18 protein-coding genes and 1 pseudogene are annotated in these 19,975 nt (G+C 69.0%); 8 read left to right on the top strand and 11 right to left on the bottom strand.

Annotated elements, in window-relative coordinates:
- Positions 1–33: 33 nt before the first annotated feature.
- Together MRBLWH7_RS19270 and MRBLWH7_RS19265 are read right to left on the bottom strand one after the other, a co-directional pair.
- On the bottom strand, positions 34–2,070 hold the full coding sequence (locus MRBLWH7_RS19270) for a helicase HerA-like domain-containing protein (RefSeq protein ID WP_341997449.1): 2,037 nt from the start codon (positions 2,068–2,070) through the stop codon (positions 34–36).
- A gap of 4 nt (positions 2,071–2,074) precedes the next feature.
- The gene (locus MRBLWH7_RS19265) at positions 2,075–2,740 is read right to left on the bottom strand and encodes a phosphatase PAP2 family protein (protein WP_341997448.1); all 666 of its coding nucleotides are present in this window, start codon (positions 2,738–2,740) and stop codon (positions 2,075–2,077) included.
- Positions 2,741–2,939: 199 nt separating this feature from the next.
- Here MRBLWH7_RS19265 and MRBLWH7_RS19260 point away from each other — a divergent pair, with 199 nt between their 5' ends.
- Entirely contained in the window at positions 2,940–3,437 is a 498-nt protein-coding gene (locus MRBLWH7_RS19260) for a nitroreductase family deazaflavin-dependent oxidoreductase (protein ID WP_341997446.1), read from the top strand.
- Between the two features lie 6 nt (positions 3,438–3,443).
- On the opposite strand, the gene MRBLWH7_RS19255 is transcribed toward MRBLWH7_RS19260, so the two are convergent.
- Positions 3,444–4,814, bottom strand: coding sequence for a multidrug effflux MFS transporter (locus MRBLWH7_RS19255; protein WP_341997444.1), 1,371 nt, complete (start codon positions 4,812–4,814; stop codon positions 3,444–3,446).
- A gap of 379 nt (positions 4,815–5,193) precedes the next feature.
- Here MRBLWH7_RS19255 and MRBLWH7_RS19250 point away from each other — a divergent pair, with 379 nt between their 5' ends.
- Together MRBLWH7_RS19250 and MRBLWH7_RS19245 are read left to right on the top strand one after the other, a co-directional pair.
- Positions 5,194–5,904, top strand: coding sequence for a DUF3105 domain-containing protein (locus tag MRBLWH7_RS19250; protein ID WP_341997442.1), 711 nt, complete (start codon positions 5,194–5,196; stop codon positions 5,902–5,904).
- A gap of 8 nt (positions 5,905–5,912) precedes the next feature.
- Entirely contained in the window at positions 5,913–6,587 is a 675-nt protein-coding gene (locus tag MRBLWH7_RS19245; RefSeq protein WP_341997440.1) for a DUF305 domain-containing protein, read from the top strand.
- A gap of 78 nt (positions 6,588–6,665) precedes the next feature.
- Here the strand turns inward: MRBLWH7_RS19245 and MRBLWH7_RS19240 are convergent, their stop codons facing one another.
- The 3 genes from MRBLWH7_RS19240 to MRBLWH7_RS19230 all read right to left on the bottom strand — a co-directional run bounded on the left by MRBLWH7_RS19240 (position 6,666) and on the right by MRBLWH7_RS19230 (position 10,420).
- A complete protein-coding gene (locus MRBLWH7_RS19240) occupies positions 6,666–7,643 on the bottom strand; it encodes a carbohydrate ABC transporter permease (protein ID WP_341997438.1) in 978 nt (325 codons plus the stop codon).
- Positions 7,643–8,986, bottom strand: coding sequence for a sugar ABC transporter permease (locus MRBLWH7_RS19235; RefSeq protein ID WP_341997435.1), 1,344 nt, complete (start codon positions 8,984–8,986; stop codon positions 7,643–7,645). Before MRBLWH7_RS19235 ends, MRBLWH7_RS19240 begins: the two co-directional genes overlap by 1 nt.
- 93 nt (positions 8,987–9,079) lie before the next feature.
- Entirely contained in the window at positions 9,080–10,420 is a 1,341-nt protein-coding gene (locus MRBLWH7_RS19230) for an ABC transporter substrate-binding protein (protein WP_341997433.1), read from the bottom strand.
- Between the two features lie 244 nt (positions 10,421–10,664).
- Here MRBLWH7_RS19230 and MRBLWH7_RS19225 point away from each other — a divergent pair, with 244 nt between their 5' ends.
- On the top strand, positions 10,665–11,714 hold the full coding sequence (locus tag MRBLWH7_RS19225; RefSeq protein WP_341997431.1) for a LacI family DNA-binding transcriptional regulator: 1,050 nt from the start codon (positions 10,665–10,667) through the stop codon (positions 11,712–11,714).
- A 74-nt stretch (positions 11,715–11,788) separates the two neighbouring features.
- Here the strand turns inward: MRBLWH7_RS19225 and rplL are convergent, their stop codons facing one another.
- Both rplL and rplJ read right to left on the bottom strand, forming a co-directional pair.
- Positions 11,789–12,175 carry a 50S ribosomal protein L7/L12 gene (gene rplL / locus MRBLWH7_RS19220; protein ID WP_045300341.1) on the bottom strand — a complete coding sequence of 129 codons (387 nt, stop codon included), beginning with the start codon at positions 12,173–12,175 and terminating at the stop codon, positions 11,789–11,791.
- Positions 12,176–12,217: 42 nt separating this feature from the next.
- A complete protein-coding gene (gene rplJ, locus MRBLWH7_RS19215) occupies positions 12,218–12,733 on the bottom strand; it encodes a 50S ribosomal protein L10 (RefSeq protein ID WP_109211493.1) in 516 nt (171 codons plus the stop codon).
- Between the two features lie 376 nt (positions 12,734–13,109).
- On the opposite strand from rplJ, the gene MRBLWH7_RS19210 reads away from it, so the two are divergent.
- The 3 genes and pseudogenes from MRBLWH7_RS19210 (at position 13,110) to MRBLWH7_RS19200 (ending at position 16,617) form a co-directional block, all read left to right on the top strand.
- Positions 13,110–14,762 (top strand): M28 family peptidase, encoded by a 1,653-nt coding sequence (locus tag MRBLWH7_RS19210; RefSeq protein WP_341997424.1) that lies wholly within the window; start codon positions 13,110–13,112, stop codon positions 14,760–14,762.
- Positions 14,763–14,934: 172 nt separating this feature from the next.
- Positions 14,935–16,156, top strand: a pseudogene (gene fdhA, locus MRBLWH7_RS19205) (formaldehyde dehydrogenase, glutathione-independent).
- A 56-nt stretch (positions 16,157–16,212) separates the two neighbouring features.
- Positions 16,213–16,617 (top strand): heme-binding protein, encoded by a 405-nt coding sequence (locus MRBLWH7_RS19200; RefSeq protein WP_310245123.1) that lies wholly within the window; start codon positions 16,213–16,215, stop codon positions 16,615–16,617.
- A 25-nt stretch (positions 16,618–16,642) separates the two neighbouring features.
- On the opposite strand, the gene MRBLWH7_RS19195 is transcribed toward MRBLWH7_RS19200, so the two are convergent.
- Positions 16,643–17,278, bottom strand: coding sequence for a 4a-hydroxytetrahydrobiopterin dehydratase (locus MRBLWH7_RS19195; protein ID WP_341997419.1), 636 nt, complete (start codon positions 17,276–17,278; stop codon positions 16,643–16,645).
- A gap of 156 nt (positions 17,279–17,434) precedes the next feature.
- The gene (locus tag MRBLWH7_RS19190; RefSeq protein WP_341997416.1) at positions 17,435–18,352 is read right to left on the bottom strand and encodes a hypothetical protein; all 918 of its coding nucleotides are present in this window, start codon (positions 18,350–18,352) and stop codon (positions 17,435–17,437) included.
- Positions 18,353–18,761: 409 nt separating this feature from the next.
- Here MRBLWH7_RS19190 and MRBLWH7_RS19185 point away from each other — a divergent pair, with 409 nt between their 5' ends.
- Positions 18,762–19,430: a YqaJ viral recombinase family protein gene (locus MRBLWH7_RS19185; protein ID WP_342002138.1), complete on the top strand. Its 669-nt coding sequence runs from the start codon at positions 18,762–18,764 to the stop codon at positions 19,428–19,430.
- A 24-nt stretch (positions 19,431–19,454) separates the two neighbouring features.
- On the opposite strand, the gene MRBLWH7_RS19180 is transcribed toward MRBLWH7_RS19185, so the two are convergent.
- The gene (locus MRBLWH7_RS19180) at positions 19,455–19,958 is read right to left on the bottom strand and encodes a 2'-5' RNA ligase family protein (protein ID WP_341997414.1); all 504 of its coding nucleotides are present in this window, start codon (positions 19,956–19,958) and stop codon (positions 19,455–19,457) included.
- Between the last annotated feature and the right edge of the window lie 17 nt (positions 19,959–19,975).

Genomic DNA, 19,975 nt, shown 5'->3' with positions numbered 1-19,975 from the left:
GGATCGGGAGCGACCCGCCGGGATCGGGATGCCTCAGCGCCTGCCGGTGCCGAAGATCCCGCGGATCACCCCACCCAGTATCGTCTGGGTCGACTTCGAGTTGAGAATCTGCTCGATCGGCGACTTCTGGGCCGACCGCGATGTGCGGGTCGTCCCCGCCGTCTTCTTGAGCAGCCGCTCGTACTCCTGCTGCGCCTTCTTCTCCGCCGCGGCGCCGGCCTTGTCGGCCGCGGCCTGCTGCTTGTCGATCGCAGCCTTCTGCTTCGCGTACTCGGCATCGGCCTTCGCCTTCGCGAGCGCCGCGTCCTCGGCCGCGGCCGCGTCGTCGGCGGCCTGCATCTTCCTCGCGAGGATCTCGCGCGCCGACTCTCGGTCGATGGCGGTGCCGTACTTCGCGAGCAGCGGCGACGCGTTCACCGCCGTGACGATCGCGGGCTCCGGCGTCGGCGACATCAGTCCCTGCGGTGCCCGCAGTCGCGTCCATGCCACCGGCGTCGGCGCGCCCTTCTCGCTCATCACGGTGACGATCGCCTCGCCCGTGCCCAGCTCCTGCAGCACGCGCTCGAGGTCGTAGCCCGACTTCGGATAGGTGCCGACCGTGGCCCGGAGCGCCTTCGCGTCGTCGGGTGTGAAGGCGCGCAGCGCGTGCTGCACCCGCGAGCCGAGCTGCGCGAGCACGTCGGACGGCACGTCCTTCGGGGTCTGCGTGACGAAGAAGACGCCGACGCCCTTCGAGCGGATGAGACGAACCGTCTGCACGATCGCGGCGAGGAAGTCCTTCGACGCGTCCTTGAAGAGCAGGTGCGCCTCGTCGAAGAAGAAGACGAGCTTCGGCTTGTCGGCGTCGCCCACCTCGGGAAGGATCTCGAACAGCTCGGCCAGCAGGTACATCAGGAACGTCGAGAACAGCGCCGGCTTGTCGATGACGCCCGGCACCTCGAGCAGGCTGATGACACCGCGTCCGTCCGCTGCCGTGCGGATGAAGTCCGCCACGTCGAACTCGGGTTCGCCGAAGAACACGTCGGCTCCGGCATCCGCGAAGGTGATGAGCTCGCGCAGGATCACGCCCGCGGTCGCCGCCGACAGGCCGCCGAGCTCCTTGAGCTCGGCCTTGCCCTCGTCGCTCGTGAGGTGGGTGAGCACGGCGCGCAGGTCCGAGAGGTCGACGAGCGCGAGGCCGTTCGCGTCGGCGTAGTGGAACACGAGCCCCAGGCTCGACTCCTGCGTGTCGTTGAGGCCCAGCACCTTGCTCAGCAGCAGCGGACCGAAGCCCGACACCGTCGCCCGCACGGGCACGCCCTTGCCGACGCCGCCGAGCGCGAAGTATTCGGTGACGGATGCCTCGGGCCTCCAGTCCTGCCCGATCGCCCGCGTGCGGGCGAGCAGCTTCTCGCTCGACTGCCCGGGCGTCGCGACCCCCGACAGGTCGCCCTTGATGTCGGCGGCGAACACCGGCACGCCCTTCGCGGCGAGCTGCTCGGCGAGGCCCTGCAGCGTGCGGGTCTTGCCGGTTCCGGTCGCGCCAGCTACGAGCCCGTGGCGGTTCATCATCGGCAGCGGGATGCGGATCTGGGCCGACGGGACCGGGTCGCCGTTGACGAGGGCGCCCAGATCGAGGGTCGCCCCCTCGAACGAGTAGCCGGAGGAGACCTTCTCGACTTCCTGCGGGGTGAGCGGGCCGCTCTCCGTCTGCGGCACGGTTGACTCCGTCGGGCCCGGCTCCCGCGTCGCGGAGCCGTGGCGGGGCGCTCGCGCGGGCCCCTGGGCCTGCGAACCGTCCGCCGCCTCCGTCCTCGATTGAGGATCTGCGCCGATCTGAGGCGCCGCACCCCGGGAAGCTCCCGCAGTCCGGCCCTCGTCCTCGGATGAGGACGCGGCGGGCGCGGGTGCAGCGGTGGCCCGGGCCTTCGCGGCGGCGGCCTCGGCGGCGGCGAGGGCGGCCTTGGCCTGAGCCGCCTTCAGCTGGGCCTCCGCCGCCTCGGCCTCGGCGCGCAAGCGCGCGAGTTCCGCCTCGGCGACGGCGACCGCCGGATCAGTCGGTGCGGACTCTTCGGGGGCGGACGCAGTCATGCGCTCAGCCTAACGACGGGCGTTTCGCCGAGGCAGCGGTTCCCTCCCGTGCCATCGGCACGGCGAACACCGCCGCCACCAGAAGTGCCGCGCCGGCACCGACGAGCGCTCCGCCGACAGTGTCGCTGAGCCAGTGCGCGTGCAGGTAGGTGCGGCTGAAAGCCATGAGCACGACCCACGCGGCGCCCACGATGGCCACCCACACGCGCGGGAAGATCACCACCGCGGCGACCGCGATGGTGGCGGCGTTGGCCACATGCCCCGACGGGTATGAGCCGTAGTCCGAGATCACGATGATGTCTTCGGGACGCACGCGGCCGAAGAGGTGCTTGAGAACCTGCACGCCCGCCGCCGATGCCGCCTCGGCGGCGAGGAAGTACGCGGCCGCCCACGGCCGCCGCAGCACGATGAGCACGATCGCTCCGCCGATCGGTACGACGAGCACGCTGAACCATCCGCCGCCCACGAAGTCCATGACGTGCGAGAAGCCGGTGAGTACGGGGTGCCACAGCTCGGCGACGAGCAGGTTCCACGCGGTGTCGATGGCGAACGGCTCGTCGCCGCGCGCGAAGATCCACCACCCGAGCAGGCAAGACAGGACCACGAGCCCGGATCCCACCGCGAGGTATGCGATGACCGGCACAGCGACCCGACGCTGGACTGTCGTCATCGCCCCATTCTGCCTGGCGGACTCATCGACGCCACCCCCTTGCGCACCGGCGCGCGGCATGCCGCCTGTCGGCGACCACGCGCGTCGGCTCGGTGACCACGCGCGTCGGCTCGGTGCCGACGCGGCGGAGCGGGCGTCGGGTGGCGCCGGTGCTATCGTGCGGTGCATCGCGGTGCATCGCGGTGGTGAGGAGGCACGCATGGCATCGGTCGTCGACGTGGCGCGCAGGCTCATCGCGCCACTCACGCGCACGCGGGTGTTTCGGCGCGTCATCGGCCCCGCGTTGCTGCCGCCGGTCGAACGGCTCGTCGCGTGGGTGTCGCACGGCCGCGTTCAGGTGAGCGCGCTGCTGGTCCCCTCGCTGGTGCTGCACACGATCGGCGCGAAGTCCGGCGAGCCGCGGGACGTGCCCCTGATGTACACGCCCGACGGCCAGGGCCGGGCGATCGTCGCCGGCACGAACTTCGCCGGTGCCCGCCATCCCGCGTGGACCGCCAACCTGCTCGCACACCCCGACGCGGCGATCACCGTGCGCGGGCGCCGGATGCCCGTCCGCGCCACGCCGGTGCCCGACGCCGAGCGCGACGCGGTGTGGGCGCGGATCGAATCCCAATGGCCCGGCTACCGCAACTACGAACGGGAGTCCGGGCGCACCGTCCGACTCTTCCGCCTGCAGCCGGTGCGGCCGCCGGCCTGACGCGGATCAGGGCGCGAGACGCTCGACCGTGCGCGGGCGCACGACGAACCACAGCGACAGCACGCCGATGACGGCGCACCCGACCATGACCGAGGCCATCGTCGTCGCCGTGATGCCCGCGTCCTTCGCGATCCATCCCACGAGGGGCGAGATGAGCCCCGCGACCCCGAAGTTCGTCGCGCCGATGATCGACTGCGCCGTGCCCGCCGCCTTGCCGTGGCGGTCGAGCGCGAGCACCTGCACGCACGGGAAGGTGAACCCGCACGCGGTCATGAAGACGAACAGCGGCACGATGGTGCCCCACAGGCCCAGGCCCAGCTGGTTGGTGACGATGATGGCGGATGCTGCGACCAGGAGCACGGCGGTCGACCAGGCCATGACCCACTGGGGTCCGAAGCGCGCGGCGAGTCGCGAAGCGGTCTGCACGCCCGCGACCACGCCGAACGAGTTGACCGCGAACATCAGTCCGTACTGCTGCGGGGTGAGACCGTAACTGAGCTGGAACAGGAACGACGAGCTCGACAGGTACGAGAACAGGCCCGAGAACGTCATGCCGCCGATGATGAGCACGCCGATGAAGACACGATCGCTGAAGACGCTCCGGTAGCGCTGCCAGACGGTCGTAGCGCCCTTGTCGTGGCGACGCGCGGGCGGCAGCGTCTCGGGAACCAGGACGATCGAGGCCACGAGCATGATCGCGCCGTACACCGCGAGGACCACGAAGATGCCGCGCCACGGCATGACGGCCAGCAGAGCCGAGCCGACGAGTGGCGCGAGCACCGGCGCGACGCCCGAGACGAGCGCGAGGCGGGACAGCATGACCACGAGGCGACGCCCGCCGAAGAGGTCGCGGACGATCGCAGCGGCCACGACGCCGCCGGCCGCGGCACCGGCGCCCTGCAGCACGCGGGCGGCAGACAGCAGCTCGAGGGTCGGCGCGAGGGCCGCGCCGACGCTGGCCACGACGTGCAGCGCGGTCACCGACAGCAGCGGGATGCGCCGACCGACCTTGTCGCTGAGCGGGCCGACGATGAGCTGGCCCAGCGCGAAACCGATCATGGTACCCGTGAGGGTCAGCTGGATCATCGCGGCCGTGGTGTCGAAGTCCGCCTCGAGCACCGGGAACGCCGGCAGGTAGAGGTCGATCGTGAAGGGGCCGAGCGCCGTGAGCGCGCCGAGCAGCACGATGTAGAGAACACGACGGCGGTGCGGGATCGAGTCGCCCGGGTGCAGCACGATCGGCGCGGTCGCCGGGTTGCTGCCGAGCGTGCGGATCGCGCCCGTAGACGAGGAGTGCGGCTGGGGTGCGGTGCGACGATGGGCTTCGGGCGTGCGGGTGTCGGGCTTCAGAGTGGGGATGGAGGCGGTGTCGAGCAACAGTGGACTTCGTTTCGTGGCGGGGTTCGACGGGGCGGCGGGCGAGGCGGAGCGGCGTGGACACCGGCAGAGCCGGGATGGCGCACACAGGGAGAAGGGGATCGAGGTGACGCGAGTCGTCCGGCGCTGCCGATCGGCGCCGGGGAGCACGATCGACCGCGAAGGTCGAATCGATTCGAGTCTCCATGATAACGGATGCCTCCACCCGGCCCGCAAGCGTTATCCCACGGCTGGTCCGGCCCCCGGGCGAAGGTGCCGGCTGTCGGCTCGTTCTCAGGGGTGGACTCATGCGCTCGCATAAGATGAGGGCGACCCGTCAGCCGCCTTCGAGCGGCTCGCGCCGGGCGCCCCGGTCCATCGATTGGCAGAGATCACGAGAATGACCCCGTCCCCCGACGAGAAGCGCAAGAGCGGCAACCCCGCCACCCAGGCGAAGATCGACCTCACCGTCAAGCAGCAGCGCGAGCAGAAGCGCCAGGAGAAGCTGGCCGAATATCAGAAGCAGCTCGCCAAGCGCAAGCGCAGCAAGCTCGTGTGGTGGGCCGTCGGCTCGACGGCCGCGGTCCTGGTCGTCGCGGCGATCGTCGCGTCGATCGTCTTCGCGCCGGCCCCGGCCCCGTCGTATGCCCGCGGAGACAGCGACGGCAGCGGCATCGAGGGCGTCGAGACCTTCACGAACACCGCGAACCACGTCGACGGCGCCGTCGACTACGCGCAGACTCCCCCGGCCGGCGGCGACCACAACGTGATGTGGCTGAACTGCGGCGTGTACACGGAGCCGGTTCCGAACGAGAACGCCGTGCACGCTCTCGAGCACGGCGCGGTCTGGATCACGTACGACCCCGCACAGGTCTCGGACGACGACATCGCCACGCTCGAGGGCGAGCTGCCGTCGACCTACACGGTGCTCTCGCCGTACAACGACATGGACACCCCCATCGCGGTGACTGCCTGGAACGCGCAGCTCAAGGTCGACTCGGCCGACGACGAGCGCATCGAGGAGTTCATCAAGGCGTACTGGAAGAGCACCAACGCGCCCGAGCCGAACGCCGCGTGCACCGGCGCGTTCGACGCTCCCGGCAAGAAGTAGGCCGCGACGTGTCGGACGAGCCCTCGGCGGGGAGCTCCCGGCGGTGGTTCGTGATCGTCGTCGCGCTCATCCTCATCGCCGGCCTCGCGTTCGCGGTGGGGCGCTTCTCGACCTTCGGCTCCCAGGCGGCCCCATCAGCTCCGGGCACCGACTCTCCTGAGGCCGGGTTCTCCCGCGACATGCAGGTGCACCACGCGCAGGCGATCGAGATGGCGATGGAGATCTACGGCAAGACCGACGACGAAGAGCTGCGCGTGCTCTCCTACGACATCGCCACCGGTCAGGCCGGCCAGCGCGGTGAGATGTACGACTGGCTTGTGCAGTGGGGTCTCCCCCAGTCGGGCGGGCCGATGATGCAGTGGATGGATGCCGGGGGCTCGGAGCACGCCCACGGCGGCTCGTCCGCCGAGCCGATGACGGACGAAGAGGCTCACGCGGCGATGGGCATGGCATCCGCTGACGAGCTCGCCGCGCTGAAGGCGGCGACCGGCGTCGAGGCCGACTGCCAGTTCCTCACGCTGATGGTCCGCCATCACGAGGGCGCGATCCCGATGGCCGAAGCGCTTCTCGAACTCGGCACCGACCCGCGCGCCCTCGAGGTCGCGACCGCGATCAAGAACGGCCAGACCGCCGAGATCGACGCGATGCGCTCGATCCAGTCGCGGCTCGGCTGCACCAGCTGACCCGGGGCCACGACATCGTGAACGGATGCCGCGAGCCCACGTGAGACGCGGGCCCGCGGCATCCTTTCTCTGTGGTTCTCAGCCCTTCGTCGCGCCGGCCATGAGCCCGCGCACGAAGAACCGCTGCAGTGCAAGGAACACGATGATCGGCACGAACAGCACGAGGAACGCGCCCGCCGACACGAGGAACCACTGGTTGCCCCAGGTGCCGGACAAGGAGTTCAGCGTCTGCGTCATCGGCAGTGATGTCGTCGGGGCGAAGATCGTCGCGACGAGCAGGTCGTTCCACACCCAGATGAACTCGAGGATGGCGAACGACGCGAGCGCCGGCGTCGCCAGCGGCAGGATGATCCGGAAGAAGATCTGCCCGTGCCCTGCGCCGTCGACGCGAGCCGCCTCGATCACGTCGGAGGGGATCTCCGAGATGAAGTTGTGCAGGAGGAAGATCGCCAGCGGCATCGCGAAGATGACGTGGGCGATCCACACCGTCGCGAAGCTGTGGTCGACCTCGCGCATCTCGAGCCCCGGGAAAATCTGCACGTCGCCGATCTCGAGACCCCTCGAGAACAGACTCAGCAGCGGCACGAGCGCCATCTGGATCGGGACGATCTGCAGGGCGAACACCGCGACGAACAGAAACCCGCGGCCCTTGAAGTCCATCCACGCGAACGCGTACGCGGCGAGCGACGCGACGGCCAGGGCGAAGATCGTGACCGGGATCGTGATCGCGAGCGAGTTCAGGAACGACTCGCCCAGCGTCAGGGCGGTGCCACCGGACGTGAGCGCGTCCTGGTAGTTGCCGAGCGTGAAGTCGGGGTTGGTGAAGACCGTCCACCAGCCTGACGTCGCCGAGTCGGCGCCCGGGCGGAACGACGTGATGAGCAGGCCGAGCGTCGGGATCGTCCACAGGAACGCGATCGCGACCGCGAAGATGGTCGCCAGCGGCGAGGTCAGCCGCTTGTGCGCGAGCGCCTCGTTGCGACGCGTCTCACGCGCGACCCTCCGCGCCTCCGCCTTGGTGGTCTGCGGCATGGTCTTGGAGTCGACGGCGGTCATCAGCGCACCTCCCTCTGCTTACGCAGCTGCAACACGTTGTAGATGATCAGTGGTGTCACGAAGACGAAGATCAGCACGGCGAGCGCCGCCGAGTGTCCGTAGCTCTGGAACCGCTGCTGCTGGTTGACCATCTCGAAGCCGAGCACTGTCGAGTTCGCCCGCCCGCCGGTCATCACCGCCACGATGTCGTACAGCTTCAGGGCGGCGATGGTGACGGTCGTCAGGACGACGATGATCGACGTGCGGATGCCCGGCACCGTCACGTTGATGAACCGCTGCCAGGCCGAGGTGCCATCGAGCTGGGCCGCTTCGAGCTGCTCAACCGGGACCGCCTTCATCGCGGCCGAGAGCACGACCATCGCGAACCCGGTCTGCGCCCAGACGAAAGCGAACAGCAGGCAGAACGTGTTGACCAGGGGCCAGATGTCCAGCCACGGCACGGGCTGACCGCCGAACGCGACGACGATCGCGTTGAGGGTTCCGATCTGCTCGCCCTGGCGGTAGTCGTAGACGAACTTCCAGATGAGGCTGATGCTCACCGGGGCGATCGCGAACGGCATGAACACCAGCAGCTTCAGCAAGCGCTCGCCGCGCGCCCGCTCCATGAAGGCCGCGTACGCCAGGCCGACGACCGTCGCGAAGACCGGTGCGAAGATCGCCCAGATGAGCGTGTTGATGATGGACCAGAACCCCTGCGGGTTCGTGAAGGCCCACACGTAGTTCTCCAGGCCGACGAAGTTCTCCCCGGTCTTGTCGAAGAAAGACTGGATGATGGTCGCGATGCTCGGATAGACGAGGCCGACGAGGATCGCGATGGCGGCGGGCGCCATGAAGAGCGTCAGCTGGTACAGATAGCCGGCGCCCTCGCTCGCCCGGTAGTCGGCCCAGAACAGGAGACCACCGGCGATGAGGGCGATCGCGATCACGTAGATCACGGCGCCCTGGTACGGCCGCAGCATCATGAACGCGAGGAACGGGATCGCGAAGCACGAGATGAGCCGCAGCCAGAAGTAGCCTTTGCCGGCGCGCGGTGCGTACTCGATCAGGACCAGGAGGATGCCGACCACCGCAGCGAAGATCACCAGGATGATGGGGATCTGCACGATCGGCCCCATGTTGCCGATCCACTGGAAGAACGAGTTGTACGAGAATCCGAGCGAGACCGGTCGAGCGTCCGGGTTCGGGGGGCTGAGCAGGAGGAAGACGATCAGTGCCGCGATCAGGATGAGCCCGATCGTGACGACGAGTCGCGTCGTCCGGCGCGACGGAGGCTTCCTTCCTCCGCGTTCCGGCGGAGGCGTGCCCTGCGCCTCGTCAGCCGCCGATGTTGTGGTCTGAGACATGTTTCGCCTTCCCCCGTCGACGTCGACGGATGACTCACCCCGACGCCGGGGCCGCACGTCGAGCGTGCGGACCCGGCACCGGGATGCGATGGATCAGTCTTGATATCCCGCCTGGATGTCGCTCAGGACCTGCGGCGTCGGCTTGCCGTCGATCCAGTCGACCATGCCGCGCCAGAACGAGCCCGAGCCGACGGTCGCCGGCATCAGGTCGGAGGCGTCGAAGCGGAACACCGTGTTCTGGTCCTGCACGATCTTCATCGCCTCGGTCAGGAACTCGCTCGATGCCAGCGTCGGGTCGGCACCGGTGTTGGCCGAGATGGCACCGCCGAGCTTCACGCGCGCGTCGGCGAACTCCGGCGTCGACATGAATTCGAGCACCTGCTGCGTTGCCGCATCATCCGAGAACGCGGTCACCAGTTCGCCGCCGCCCTCGACCGCGAGCTCGCCTGCTTCCGGGCCGGGGAGCAGGAAGGCGTACACGTCGCCATCCGGTCCGACCTCCGGCGTCGCGCCATCTGCCGTCTTCGCGGTGAGGAAGTTGGCCGTGAGGAAGGATGCCTGGTGGGTCAGCGCGCACGTGCCGTTCGCCACAGCGGCAGCAATGGGGTCACCGAATGCCGTCGAGTTGATGCTCTTGACGTCGCCGAATCCAGCGTTGACGTAGTCCGGATTGAGCAGAATCTCGCCTACGGAGTCGAATGCCGCCTCGATGTCGGGGTCGGTGAACGGCGTGTCTCCGGCTGCCCAGCTGTCATACACGTCCGGTCCGGCCTGGCGCAGCACGAGGTCCTCGACCCAGTCCGTCCCGGGCCACCCGGACGCGGCTTCCGAGAAGAATCCGGCGCACCACGGCGGCTCGCCCGTCTTCTCGCGAATGGTGTCGGTCAGCGTGATGAGCTCGTCCCACGTCGTCGCCGGCTCGACGCCCCACTCGGCGAAGCTCTTCGGCGAGTACCAGACGTAGCCCTTCAGGTTGGCCAGCATCGGTGCGGCGTAGAACGTACCGTCCACCGAGCCCGTGTCCTTCCAGATGGAGGACCAGTACTCGTCGACGTTGGCCTCGACCTCCGCCGTGCCCTCCTTGACCTCGCCGGTCTCGACGAGCGAGCGGAAGAGGCCCGGTTGCGGCACGATGGCGATGTCGGGCGCGGATCCGCCTGCCACCTTCGTGACGATGTTGCCCTCGAACCCCTTGTCACCGGTGTAGTTGACGGTGATGCCGGTGTCCTCCTCGAACTGTTCGAAGGTCTTCTGGAGGTTCTCCGCCTCCGAGCCGGTGATGCCGCCGGCGATCTCGACGGTCTCTCCTTCGACCGAGCCGCTGTCGCCGCCCTCATCGCCGCCCTCGGCGCAACCGGCGAGCGTGAGTGCCGCGACGGCCGTCAGTCCCAGCGCGATATAGCCGTGTCGACGACGTGATCGCAGTGCAGTCATGTGTCTGCCTCCTCTTCGAGTTCGCGAAGCCACGCCTCTCGGGCTCCGCACATGTGAGATCGGGAACCGATTCCATGCTCAAACTAGGGGATGCCGCTGGGGCACACAATGACCCCACATCACGAGTCGGTAAATACCGACTCGTGTACTGGTGGGAGGTGTGCAATCCCGGCACAATGACCCGTGGAACCGGTTCCAGAATCCCGGGTGACGGCGGCGTCCCCGGGCGCGCGAGGAGGACCCGATGGCGGGCATCGCCGATGTTGCGCGGACGGCAGGCGTCTCGAAATCGACGGCGTCGCGCGCGCTCACGGGCTCGGGGTACGTCTCCGCCGCGACTCGTCAGCGGGTGAGGGATGCCGCGGCCGCCCTGGGCTACGTGCCCACCACGAGCGCCGTGAGCCTCGTGACCGGACGCACGCAGACCGTGGGTGTCGTCATGCCGTCGCTCGACCGGTGGTTCTTCTCCCAGGTGCTGGAGGGCATCCAGGATGCGCTCCTCGAGCGCCGATACGACCTCGCTCTCTACGGTGCGCCTCCCGAGTCGGCCGCCCGCCGCGAGATGTTCGAGCACTTCCTCGCCCGCAAGAGGTTCGACGGCCTGATCGCGGTCGGCATCGAACCCAACGCGCGGGAACTCGAACGCCTCGTCGCATTCGGCAAGCCGGTCGTGGCGGTCGGCGGTTACGACGTCGGCACCAACGCGGTCTCGATCGACGACGCGGCGGCCGCCCGCATCGCCACCGACCATGTCCTCGGCCTCGGGCATCGCGAGGTCGTCTTCCTCGGCGGCGACCCCGACGGGCGGCACACCAGCTTCGGCGACGGCCGGCGCCTGGACGGGTATCTCTCGGCGATGCGCGAGGCCGGGCTCGAGGCATCCGCTCGCCATGTCCAGTCGCAGGTGACGATGCCCGGCGGCTACGGCGCCGCCGTCGAGCTGCTCGGCGACCGCCGGACGCGTCCGACGGCGATCGTCGGGGTGTGCGACGAGGTCGCCGTCGGGGCCATCATCGCCGCGCGACGGTTGGGGATCCGCGTTCCGGAGCGGCTCAGCGTGGTCGGCATCGACGACCACGCCTACGCCGACATGTTCTCGCTCACCACGCTGCAGCAGCGTCCGCACCAGCAGGGACGCGCCGCGGTCCAGCTGCTGATGTGGCAGCTCGACGACCCGAACGCGCCCACCCATCGCCTGTACGAGTCGTCGCCGCTCGTCGTGCGCAATTCCACCGCACCCGTCGACGATGACGCGTCCGCGATCATCGGCGTCGGCCCGCTCGGCACCGCCTGAGCCCACAGGCGACGAAGGCCCCGGATGCCGAGCACCCGGGGCCTTCGTGGAATCGCTGCAGAAGCAGCGCGGGATTACTTGAGGGTAACCGTCGCGCCGGCCTCTTCGAGAGCGGCCTTCGCCTTGTCGGCGGTCTCCTTGTTGGCGCCCTCGAGGACCGCCTTCGGAGCACCGTCGACGACGGCCTTCGCCTCACCGAGGCCGAGCGAGGTGAGCTCGCGGACGACCTTGATGACCTGGATCTTCTTGTCGCCGGCGGCCTCGAGGACGACGTCGAACGAGTCCTTCTCCTCGACCTCTTCCGGAGCGGCACCGGCGGGCGCGCCCGCAGCGGCAACCGCGACCGGGGCGGCGGCGGTGACGTCGAAGGTCTCCTCGAACGCCTTGACGAACTCGCTGAGCTCGATGAGCGTGAGCTCCTTGAACGCGTCGAGCAGCTCCTCAGTGCTGAGCTTTGCCATGATGTTTCTCCTTGATAGTGGTTTGCTATGCCGAGGCCGTTATCAGGCCGCGGACTCCTGCTTCTCGCGCAGCGCGTCGACCGTGCGGACGGCCTTCGACGGAAGCGCATTGAAGACGTATGCCGCCTTGGTCATCGAGGCCTTCATCGCACCGGCGAGCTTCGCCAGCAGGACTTCACGGCTCTCGAGGTCGGCGAGCTTGTTGACCTCGTCAGCGCTCAGGGGGTTTCCGTCGAAGAAACCGCCCTTGATCACGAGAAGAGGGTGTGCCTTGGCGAAGGCACGGAGACCCTTCGCGACGGAGACCGGGTCACCGTGCACGAATGCGATGGCCGACGGACCCTTGAGGTCGTCGTCCAGCGACGTGATCCCCGCGTTGTTCGCGGCGATCTTGGTCAGCGTGTTCTTCACCACGGCGTATTCCGCGTCCTGACGGATGCTGTTGCGCAGCTCCTTGAGCTGGGCAACCGTCAGACCGCGGTACTCGGTCAGCAGAACGGCGGTCGAGTCCTCGAAGTTCTTCGTGAGCTCGGCGACCGATGCTTCCTTCTGCGCCATGGCCACTCCTTGTGTGAATGAGACGCTCCGCGGTGGCGGGGCGCCGGCCGAAGGCATCCGCTCATCTGCTCGTCGCGGCAACAAAAAAGCTCCGGCGCAAGCGCACGGAGCAGGATTCCTGAATCAGGAGAATCGTTCGTGACACCTGCGCGGGCCCCTGCGTTGCAGAGCTTCGATCTCCGTGAGTTCGCACGCACGTCGATGACCGGCGGTCTTCGGCTTCATCAAGGGTAAGGGATGCTGCGCCCACCGCCAAATCGAGACCGGAAGACGTCGCGCGGGCGATGTGCGCAGACGACTGGCTCAAATTCTCACATTTTCTTCACTTTGCCGCGCGGACGGCTTTGAATATGCTCCCTCGCAATGGGTGTCAACGATGACGCCCGCATTGGAGGGGAAGACGATGTACCCATCTAGAACACTTTCCAAGCGCGCCAAAGTGGCGGTGATCGCGACCTCGGCGGTCGCGGCCCTGGCACTGGTTCCCGCAGGCGGCGCTGTCGCAGCCCCCACCCAGGCATGCGAGACGCGCACGAACAACACGTACGAGAAGCTCCTCTCGTGTGTGACCGTCGACGGGGTCCTCGAGCACGAGAGGGCGCTGCAGGCGATCGCGGATGCCAACGGCGACACTCGTGCGGCCGGCACGCCGGGCTACACCGCGAGCGTCGATTACGTGGTCGACACACTCGAGGCGGCAGGCTGGAACGTCGAGCTCGACGAGTTCCCGTTCACCTTCGTGCCGCCGCCCCTGCTCGAGCAGCTGACCCCGGTCGCCGCCGAGTACGAGTCGGGCAACTTCACCGGAACGGGTTATGGCGAGATCACGGGCAACGTGATCCCCGTCGACATCGTCCTCGCCATGCCGCGGGATCCGGTCACGAGCGGGTGCGAGGCGTCGGACTTCGTCGGTCTCGACTTCTCGGGGCCCAACGACATCGCGCTGATCCAGCGCGGCACCTGCGAGTTCGGCGTCAAGGCGATCAACGCGCAGACGGCCGGTGCCGAGGCAGTGATCATCTTCAACCAGGGCAACACCGAGCTTCGTTCGGGCCTCGTCACGGGCACGCTGTTCGGCATCAACCAGACGCCGCTCAACATCCCCGTCGTGGGTGCGAGCTTCGCGGACGGCGCTGCGCTGGCCCAGGCAGGATCGACCGCGCACATCGTCGTCGACCAGCCGGAATCGCGTCCGCAGGTCAACGTGATCGCAGAGCTTCCCGGCGTGAACGACGCGAACGTCGTGATGGCGGGTGCGCACCTCGACTCGGTGCTGGCCGGTCCCGGCATCAACGACAACGGCAGCGGCTCGTCGGCGCTGCTCGAGATCGCCCAGCAGATCTCGAAGCTCAAGCCCCAGAACACCGTCCGCTTCGCGTGGTGGGGCGCTGAGGAGAGCGGGCTGCTCGGCTCACGCGCGTGGGTCGAGGAGCGGAAGGCGGAGGGCACGCTCGACGAGGTCGCGCTCTACCTGAACTTCGACATGGTCGCGTCGCCGAACTACATCTTCATGGTGTACGACGGCGATGAGTCGGGTTGGGACGCCCCTGCCGGTGTGCCGATCCCCGAGGGCTCCATCCAGATCGAGGATCTGTTCGAGAGCTACTACACATGGGCGGGCGTGCCGTACGACGACGCGCAGTTCAGCGGCCGCAGCGACTACCAGGCGTTCATCCAGAACGGCATCCCCGCGGGCGGTCTGTTCACGGGCGCCGAAGTGGTCAAGACCGCGCAGCAGGCGCTGATCTGGGGCGGCACGGCCGGACAGCAGTACGACCCCTGCTACCACCTGGCGTGCGACGACATCGACAACCTCGCGCTCGACGCGCTGGACGTCAACTCCGATGCGATCGCGGCGGCCGTGATGACGTACGCGTACTCCACGGAGTCGGTGAACGGCGTGGTGGGCACGAAGGTGCCCGGGAACTTCTCGTTCCCGGCTCCGGCCGGTCCGGAGGGCACCGTCAACCTTCCCGGTGGCGGCGGCCTCGCGCCCGACCACGACCACGCGAACGGCGACGTCGACTGAGTCGATGAGCTGAGAAGCGAGGCGGGGGTGCCGGTATCGGCGCCCCCGCCTTCCGCTGTGCCTGCACATCGGACCCCATTGCGCCCGTCCTCCGGGAGGACGAAGCTCGAACGCGAGCCCCAGCACGACGAAGCGGCACGACCACGTCTGTCGCGCGACGGAGAGGACGACGATGTCTGCAAACAGGGCGGTGGCCTACAAGGGTCCGGGCGAGGTCGAGGTCATCGACACCGACTACCCCGAGTTCGAGCTGAAGGACGGGCCGGGGGTCAATCCCGCGAATGTCGGCAGGAAGGTGCCCCACGGCGCGATCCTCAAGACCGTGTCGACGAACATCTGCGGCTCCGACCAGCACATGGTCCGCGGCCGCACCACCGCGCCCGCGGGACTCGTGCTCGGCCACGAGATCACCGGCGAGGTCGTCGAGGTCGGCCCCGACGTCGAGTTCATCAAGGTCGGCGACATCGTCTCGGTGCCGTTCAACATCGCGTGCGGCCGCTGCCGCAACTGCAAAGAGGGCAAGACCGGCATCTGCCTCAACGTCAACCCCGACCGCCCTGGCAGCGCCTACGGCTACGTCGACATGGGCGGCTGGGTGGGCGGCCAGGCCGAATACGTCCTCGTCCCCTACGCCGACTGGAACCTGCTGGTGTTCCCCGACCGCGACCAGGCACTCGAGAAGATCCTCGACCTCACCATGCTGTCCGACATCTTCCCCACCGGCTTCCACGGCGCCTACACCGCCGGCGTGCGCCCGGGGTCCACGGTCTACATCGCCGGCGCCGGACCCGTCGGGCTGGCCGCGGCCGTCGGTGCGCAGCTGCTCGGTGCCGCCGTCGTCATCGTCGGCGACCTCAACGCGGACCGCCCTGGCTCGCGCCCGCTCGTTCGGCTGCGAGACCGTCGACGTGTCGAAGGGTGACCCGAAGGAGCAGATCGCGCAGATCCTCGGCGTCCCCGAGGTCGACTCCGCCGTCGACGCCGTCGGCTTCGAAGCGCGCGGACACGGAGCGGATGCCTCGCACGAGGCGCCCGCGACGGTGCTCAACTCGCTGATGGACATCACCGCCGCCGGCGGCGCGCTGGGCATCCCCGGGCTCTACGTCACCGGCGACCCGGGCGGCATCGACGAAGCGGCGAAGGTCGGCTCGCTGTCGTTGCGGCTCGGCCTCGGCTGGGCCAAGTCGCTCTCGTTCACCACCGGCCAATGCCCGGTCATGAAGTACAACCGGCAGCTGATGATGGCGATCCTGCACGACAAGGTGCACATCGCCGACGCCGTGGGCGCCACGCCCATCGGGCTCGAAGACGCCCCGCGCGGCTACGCCGACTTCGACCAGGGCGCCGCGAAGAAGTACGTGCTCAACCCCCACGGATACATCACAACCGCGTGATCCCTCGGATGCCTCGGGCCCGGCGCATCCGTCTCCCTCCCACGAAAGGAACTCCCATGTCCGTGACCCTCGCAGACGCCCGTCGTGTGATCGAAGCCGCTGAGAAGCGCGCCGACGAGATCGGCCAGCCCATGAACATCGCCGTCGTCGACGCGGGCGGCAATCTCGTCGCGCACGTGCGCCAGGACGGTGCCTGGATCGGCAGCATCGAGATCTCGATGAGCAAGGCATGGACGTCGAAGGCGTTCGACATCTCGACCAAGGATCTCGGCGACAATTCCCAGCCGACGCAGCAGTTCTTCGGCATCCACACGACCAACGCGCACGGCCGCGGCGTCGCGATCTTCGCCGGCGGCGTGCCGCTCAGCCGTGACGGCAAGGTCGTCGGCGCGGTGGGAGTCAGCGGCGGGTCGGGCGAGCAGGATCAGACCGTCGCGGAGGCGGGCGCCGCCGCGTTCTGACGCCAGGAGGACGAGCTCTTCGGCGTCAGGTCCGCCAGGGGCAGAGGTCGACCTTGTGGCCGTCCGCATCCGCGAGCGTCCACCATTCCGGCGCGTGCGAGTCGTCGACGATGACGCCGCCCGCGGCCAGTGCGGCGTCGAGCCGCTTCTCGATGACGTCGCGCGGGCCGTTGACGTCGAGGTGCGACCGGCCGCGCAGCGGCTTGTCGACCGGCTGGAACCAGATGAGCGGGCCCCGGCCGTCCTTGTCGAACAGGACGCCGTCGCGCACCTCGGAGAATCCGGTCGCCGCCTTCCAGAACGGCACGACCGCACCGGGGTCCGGCGTCGCGACGGCGAGCATCACATCGAGCATCCGTCCGGTCTCTGCCGGGATGTCGAGTTCGCGCGCGGCCTCGGAGATCCGCGCCGCGAGCTCGGCGTCCTTCGCCGTCAGCCCGCCCGCCGAGTGGGTCATGAGCCGCACGCGCACGGTGGTGTACCGGACGTCGACGTCGGGGTGGTGGTCGGCGGCCTCTGCCAGCTCGGCGATCGCGCCGAACAGCTGCGCCCCGACCGCGAACGTGCCCGTGCGGAACAGCGCGAATGCCCCGGTGACGCGCGGATGCCAGTCCTCGACACCGGGGAACGCACGGAACTCGCCTGAAGTGATGGTGTCCATGCCCCGAGGATGCCACCGCCACGTCCGACCGCAACCCCCCTTGCGCGCCACCGGTCGCGTCGAGATCGTGTCCTCTCGCCGAGTGCACACGATCCACGCGCGCGGATCGTGTCACCTCGGCGAGAGCACATGATCTGTCCAGCGGCGTGGGAGCGGTCAGCGGCGAGGTGGGCGGACCGCGAACGCCGAGAGTCGCTGTGCAAGCGCCTCGGGCGTGACGATGTGCGCACTCTCGGCACGCACCAGGCGCTTCTGCGTCCCGCCCCGGATCCAGTCCTCGCGGCGCTTCTCATCGAGAAGGACCTGTTCCAGTGTCCTTCCGGAGCGCATCGCCTCGTCGAGATACTTGCCCTTCCCGTCGAACTCGAAGAAGGTGCGCACGTCTTCGATCTCGATGTCGACGGAGTAGTCCTTGCCGGATGGCCCCGGCACAGCGACCTGCAGCATCAGCCGCCGGAATCCGAGGCGAGAGAGCTGTAGTCGGCTGACCGATTCACCCGGCGACTCCGAGCGCCCGTCGACGAAGCGGATCGCCGCTTCAGCCTGACGGATGCCGCGCATTCCCCGAGATCGACCGCAGAGCTCGATCATGCGCTCTCGCCACGCTTCAGCGGCGGCCTCGTCGTAGCCGTCCTTCCTCATCGCCACCTGGCGCAGCGCCGCGTCAGCGGCCGCGATGGCCGCTTCGGGACTGAGCGTCCGGACCAGGTCGAACACGGTTCTCTCGAGGGACGTGCAGCGGATGCCGAACAGGACGTCGATGTGATCGTCCGGCAGACGATCGCGGTGCCGCCGGAGGCCCGGGCGGCTCGGCATCCCTCTGCTCGAGGGAAGGGTGAAGTGCACCGCGTCGGGGATGTGCCGATAGAACGGCAGCGCGTGCAGTACACCTGCGGACTCGTACGCGGCGACACCCCCTCCGGCACGCATCTCGGCAGCGGCCGCGCTCAGCTCGACCAGGTGCCGCGACTCCGGCCACAGATCGCTCCAGACCGATTCCGCCACGAACCGGTTGCGCTGGAGCCTGCGCAGTTCGCCATCTGCGACCGCTCGCGCGATCTCACGTTCGCTCATCCCCTCGGAACGCAGTTGGGCTCGCGAGCGGACCGCGGCCGAGGCATCCGCGAAGGAAAGATGACTGGGCATGACCCATGGTCGGCTCTGTGGCGCGGGCCGTTGGGTCTCCCGTCGACTTCGTGGAGGTCGCTACCGATGCGCGTGCTGGGGAGGAAGGTCCGCTGCGCTGCGACGAGGTGATGTGCTGTCGCCGAGCGCACACGTTGCGCGCGCACCGATCGTGTCACCTCGGCGAGAGCACATGATCCGCGCGCCGCCCGCCGCGCGCGGAGGGACGGCGGACCTGGGAGCGGCCGCGCGTCGAGGCGCACGGGTGGTCAGCGCGTCGCAGGCGGCGGATGTCGGGTCGGCGGCGTAGCCTCGAAGGGTGAATCCCGAGCACTCCGTCGCGCGCCCGTCCGGGCTCGTGGCGCAGGCACCGGAGGTCGCCGCCCGCATCGTGGCGGACTCGCGCGACCGGGTGGCCTGGGTGCGCGCTCGGTCGAGGGGCATCACCGCGACGGATGTCGCCACCCTCACCTCCGACAAGGCAATCGCCCGCGCCGCCGACGCCAAGCTCCTCGGCTCCGGGTTCTCCGGCAACGCCTACACCGCGCACGGTCGCGCGCGCGAGCCCGAGATCGCCGGGTGGGTCGCCGCGACCCACGGCATCCAGCCGTCGTCGGCCCTTTTCCACGCGGTCGTCGAGAAGCGCCACCTCGCGACCCCCGACGGCATCGCGGTCGACGGCGTCGGTCGCATCACCCTCGCCGAGATCAAGACGACGAACAAGGCGTGGCGCAGCATCCCTCGGTCCTACCTGCGTCAGGTGTGGTGGCAGCAGCACGTGTTGGGCGCCGAGCGCACGCTGGTCGCGTGGGAGCAGCACGACGGCTTCGTGCCCGTCGGCGACGAGCCCCGCTGCGCCTGGGTCGACCGCGACGACGCCGAGATCGCGAAGCTCGTGCGCCTCGCGACCGCCCTCATCGATGAGCTCTACCTGCGGACGATGCGCGCCAGGCAGCAGCCGGAGCGGATGCCGCAGCCGCCGGCTCCGCCGCGCGAGCCGTTCCGCGCACTCGCCCTCGCCGACTGACCGCTCACGCGGCCTGCGAGGAAGTCATCGGATCGTGGTGACACGCCGGGCCTCGGCATCCCACACCCGCGCACCCGTGGCCTGACCGCTGACGTGAGGTGCCTTGATCAAGCGCATCGCCGTCGCCAGTCGAACGGCGGTGAGTCCTCGCGCCAGAGTGACGTGGGGAGTCCAGTGATCGATGCCCGTGTTCGAGTAGCGCGGCTCCGGCCTGCCGGCGATCTCGGCGACGGCTCGGTGCACCGCCAGCAGCGCGGAGCTCACGATGACCTGGCGTGCGAGGACGTAGCGGTCCCTGTGACCGAGGAGCAGCACTCCCCCGAGATCGAGCGGCACGGGGAGCAGGTCGGCCAGGCCGGCGAAGTCCGCCGGGTCGAGCCGCTCGCGCACCGCCAGCGTCACGTGCGGACGGTTGCTCGGCGCGGGATTGCGCCCCGAGCTCGGCAGATCGGCCCCGAGCAGCCGGTCCCAGTCCTCTCGGACCGCGCGGTCGAGCTCGGCGTCAGGGATCAGTTCGACGCTGAACACGCCTCCATCCTGCCGCG

Source organism: Microbacterium sp. LWH7-1.2, from assembly GCF_038397755.1.
In the GTDB taxonomy this organism is placed as follows: domain Bacteria; phylum Actinomycetota; class Actinomycetes; order Actinomycetales; family Microbacteriaceae; genus Microbacterium.
This window is presented reverse-complemented; position numbering and strand designations above follow the sequence as displayed.